2 protein-coding genes and 1 pseudogene are annotated in these 4010 nt (G+C 73.4%); all 3 read left to right on the top strand.

Annotation, left to right across the window (positions count from 1 at the left end):
- Positions 1–1958: glycosyltransferase family 87 protein (locus tag NBX02_RS22655; protein ID WP_445548590.1), on the top strand; the 1958-nt coding region annotated here is incomplete at its 5' end.
- 245 nt (positions 1959–2203) lie between these two features.
- Positions 2204–3571, top strand: a complete 1368-nt coding sequence (locus tag NBX02_RS22650; protein ID WP_250293071.1) for a hypothetical protein — start codon at positions 2204–2206, stop codon at positions 3569–3571.
- 189 nt (positions 3572–3760) lie between these two features.
- Positions 3761–4010: pseudogene (locus NBX02_RS22645) on the top strand (hypothetical protein); the annotation flags it as partial.

Below are 4010 nucleotides of genomic sequence, written 5' to 3'. Positions count from 1 at the left end.
ATGCCGCGGTGGGCTGCCGGGCGGTCCCGGTGGGCCCGCGGATGACCGTGCGGCCGCTGGCGGCCGGGACGGGTGGCGAGCGCTCGCCGCGGGCGGCACTCGTCACCCCGGTCTGCCCGTCCCGGGAGGACCCGGTGGTCGCCGGTGCCAGCATGCTCGTCGGCGGCCCGCCGGGCGATCACGCCCGCATCGGCGCCAGCCGGAGCTGGTGGACGCCGCTGCGGATGCTCATGGCGTTCACCATCCTCGCCTGCGTCCTCGCGTACGCGCAGAAGCTGCCCTGCCGGGACACCCGCAACTGGTCGGACGAGTACCAGTACACGCGGATGTGCTACTCCGACGTGGTCGCCCTCTACGGCCAGGAAGGCCTGGCCACGGGCAAGCGCCCCTTCCTCGACTACCCGACCGAGTACCCGCCGCTGATCGGCGCGGTCATGCAGTTCGCGTCGTCGGTCGCCGGCGTCGCCTCGCCGTCGCAGCCGGTGTACCGGAACGAGGACGGCAGGCAGGTGCTGGCCGGCTACACCATCGACCAGCGCACCGCCGTCTTCTACGACGTCACGGCCCTGCTGTTCCTGGTCATGACCTGCGTGGCGGTCTTCTGTACGGCGCTGGCGGCGGGCCGGGCCCGGGTATGGGACGCGGCCCTGTTCGCCCTCGCCCCCGCCCTGGTGCTGCATCTGCTGACCAACTGGGACATCGTCGCGGTCACGTTCGCCGCCGCCGGACTGCTGGCCTGGTCACGCCGCGCGCCCGTGCTCGCCGGCATCCTGTTCGGGCTCGGGGCGGCGACCAAGTTCTACCCGCTGCTGTTCCTGCTGCCGCTGGCTGTGCTGGCCCTGCGCGCGGGCCGGGGCCGGGCCTTCGTGCGGACCATGGCGGCGACGGTCGTGACCGCCGCGGCCGTGTGGGTGCCGCTGTGGCTGATCGCCGGCTACTTCACCGAGGACCAGCGCACCGGCGACAGCATCTGGACGACGTTCCGGGCCGGTGGCGACTGGCTCGCGCTGCTCGACGGCCATGCTCCCGGCGGGGCCACGAACGCGATGCTGCGCTTCGTCGACCTGAACTCGCAGCGGGGCCCGGACTGGGACTCCCTGGCGTTCGCAGCGACCTGGCTGGCCGGCTCCTTCTCGCCCCGGGCGTTCGGGCCGCTGCATCTGATCGCCATGCTGCTGGCCGGCCTGCTGCTGGTGGCGGCGGGTTTCGCGGCCGCCGCGCGCTGGCCGGCGCGGCGGCTACCGATTGCGCTGGCCGGGCTGGTGAGCTGGCTGCTGGTCGTGGTCGCGGTCCCGAAGGTGCTCGGCAGCGTCCGGGACGACGGGATCCCCACCGGCACCCTCAACGTCGTCTCGATGATCGCTCTCGGGACGCTGCTGGTCGGCATCGCGGCGCTCGGCTGGTTCGCGCCGCGGCGGCCGCGGCTGCCGGCGCTGCTGTTCCTCACCGTCGTCGCCTTCCTGGTGACCAACAAGGTCTTCTCCCCGCAGTACACGCTGTGGCTGGTACCGCTGGCGGCGCTGGCCAGGCCGCGCTGGCCGGCGTTCCTCGCCTGGCAGGCCAGCGAGGCGTACGTGCTGCTCACCCGGTTCCTGCACTTCGTCTACAACGACACCAACGCAGCGCACGGGATCGGCCGCGGCTGGTTCGTGGGCGCTGTCGCCATCCGCGATCTCATGCTGTGCGTGCTGGCCGGGCTGGTCATCCGCGAGATCCTGCGACCGGAGCTGGACGTGGTCCGCGCGACCGGGGCGGACGACCCGGCCGGCGGCGTTCTCGATGGCGTCCCGGACCGTCGTGGCCGGCGCCGTACGGCCGTCCCGGCGCAGGCCGTCGCCGGAGCCACCGCGGATGCCGGCCGGGACGCGCGCCGGGACGGCTACCGGATGTCTCCCCACCGTTCGATGGCCGGCGGTGGGCGGCGAGGCGGACCGTCCACCGCGGGTACCAGCCCGTGACACCGGCACCGGATGGCCCGCTGGCGGATCCTGCCGGGCCGGGCCGTACCGGAGCGGAGCCGACCGGAGCGGGCCAGACCGGAGCGAGTACCGCTGGATCAGGCGTCGCCGGATCAGGCCATACCGGCCCGGATACCAGCCCGGGTACCAGTCCGGGTACCAGCCCGGGTACCAGCCGGGATAGCAGCCCACAGGACGGCCCACAGGACGGCCCGCGCACCGCCGGGGTGGGCACCGCCGGCACGGTGGGCGTCGTCCGGTCGTGCTGGGGCCGGCTGCCGCTGGCCGTCCAGGCCACTCTGCCGGTGTGGGCCGCCAGCCGGATCGCGGTGATCGTGCTCTCGCTGGCCGCGTCCCGGGCGCTCTCCGGCCATCCGCTCGCGCAGCTGCCGGGGCTGAACACGTTGTGGGACCGCTGGGACGTCGGCCTGTTCACCAAGGTCGCGCGGTTCGGCTACGTCTCGCCGGAGTACACCGACCGCACCGAGGTGGACTTCCCCGGATTCCCGCTCGCGATACGCCTGGCACACCTGGTCGTCCCGGACTGGACCTTCGCCGGGATGGTGGTCTCGTTCGTGGCCGGGGCCGCGGCCGTGGCGGCCATCTGGCAGATGCAGATGGACGACCGGACACGAGCGGACGGCGCGACAGCGCGCCGGACACCACTGCGGCCCGGGCACCGGACAGATGTCAGGGGCCGGACGGATATCAGAGACCGGACAGCCGCGACAGGCCGGACAGCCGCGACAGGCCGGACAGCCGCGACAGGCCGGACAGCCGCGACAGGCCGAAACAGCGCACCGAGCGTGCAGGACGCGCCGGGTGGGTGGTCGGCACCGGACGGGCGGGGCGGGCCTGACCGGCGGGGCGCGGATTTCGCGGTCGTCGCCGTCGTGCTGTTCCCGTACGCGGTGTTCCTGTGCGCCGCGTACTCCGAGGCGGTCTTTCTCGGTTTCGCCACCACGTCCTGGCTCGCGGCGCGCCGGCAGCGCTGGTGGCTGGCGGGTCTGCTCGGCGCGGGCGCCGCGTCCACCCGGGTCACCGGTATCCCCTTCTGCCTGGCGCTGGCCGTCCAGTACGTGGTCAGCCGGCGGCGCGCGGGACTGCCGGTGTTCGCGCCGGCGGGGCTCGCGCTCGCCCTGCCGCCACTGCCCGTCCTCGCCTTCGTCACCTACCTGCGGACGCGCACCGGCCACTGGGACGCCTACACGCAGGCCATGCGGGACGGCTGGCACCGGTGGGTCGACTGGCCGTGGGAGGGCTGGCGGGCGAGCTGGCGCTCGGCCTTCGACACGTCCCAGTCGTCGGCCTTCACCTGGTTCTGGCGCGGCGAGGTGGCCGCGGTCGTCGTCGGGGTCGTGGTGACCGTGGCGCTCCTGCGCTCGGCCCGTTTCGGCGAGGCCACCTTCGTCGGCGGCGCCACGCTGCTGATGAGCTGCTCGAACTACTACGCCTCGGGCATCCGGACGATGCTGGTGGCATTCCCGGTCTACCTGCTGCTCGGACGCGTCGTGACGCGCCGGCCATGGGTGCGCCCGGTGTACATCTGGCTGTCGGCCCCGGTGATGGCGGCCTTCGCCGTCGCCTTCACCCAGGGCCAGTGGGTCGACTGACACCGGCCCGCGCGTCTTCACCGTCCCGCGGCAACGCGGCAAGTCGGCAAGTCGGCAACGCTGTTGCGTTGTGATTCTGATGCTGCCGGGACAGCATCAGAATCACAACAATCATGGAACCCGGACCCATCCGACGCCGGTGGCGCGGGCGGGACGTGGAGCCGTGGGGAGCGTCTGCGAGGAGTGTCCATGAAGAGCGTCATTGTCACAGGCCGCGGGTCCGCGCCGTTCGTCGTGTCCGTCGGCCTGGCCGCCGCCGTGGTCGTGACGGTGGTCGCCGCGATCTGGCCGGCACCCGGCCGGCACGTGCACGGCCTGCTGGTGGTGATCTCGTTGACGCTTGTCGCGGGAGTGGCCGGCGCCGGTCTGCGGGTGGTCGCCGCCGAACGCCGGCGTGCGGCCCGCGAGAGCCGCGAGGTGACGGACGGCGGCAGTGGAT

It is taken from the genome of Protofrankia sp. CiP1_Cm_nod1, from assembly GCF_920888515.1.
Taxonomy (GTDB): Bacteria; Actinomycetota; Actinomycetes; order Frankiales; family Frankiaceae; genus Protofrankia.
This window is presented reverse-complemented; position numbering and strand designations above follow the sequence as displayed.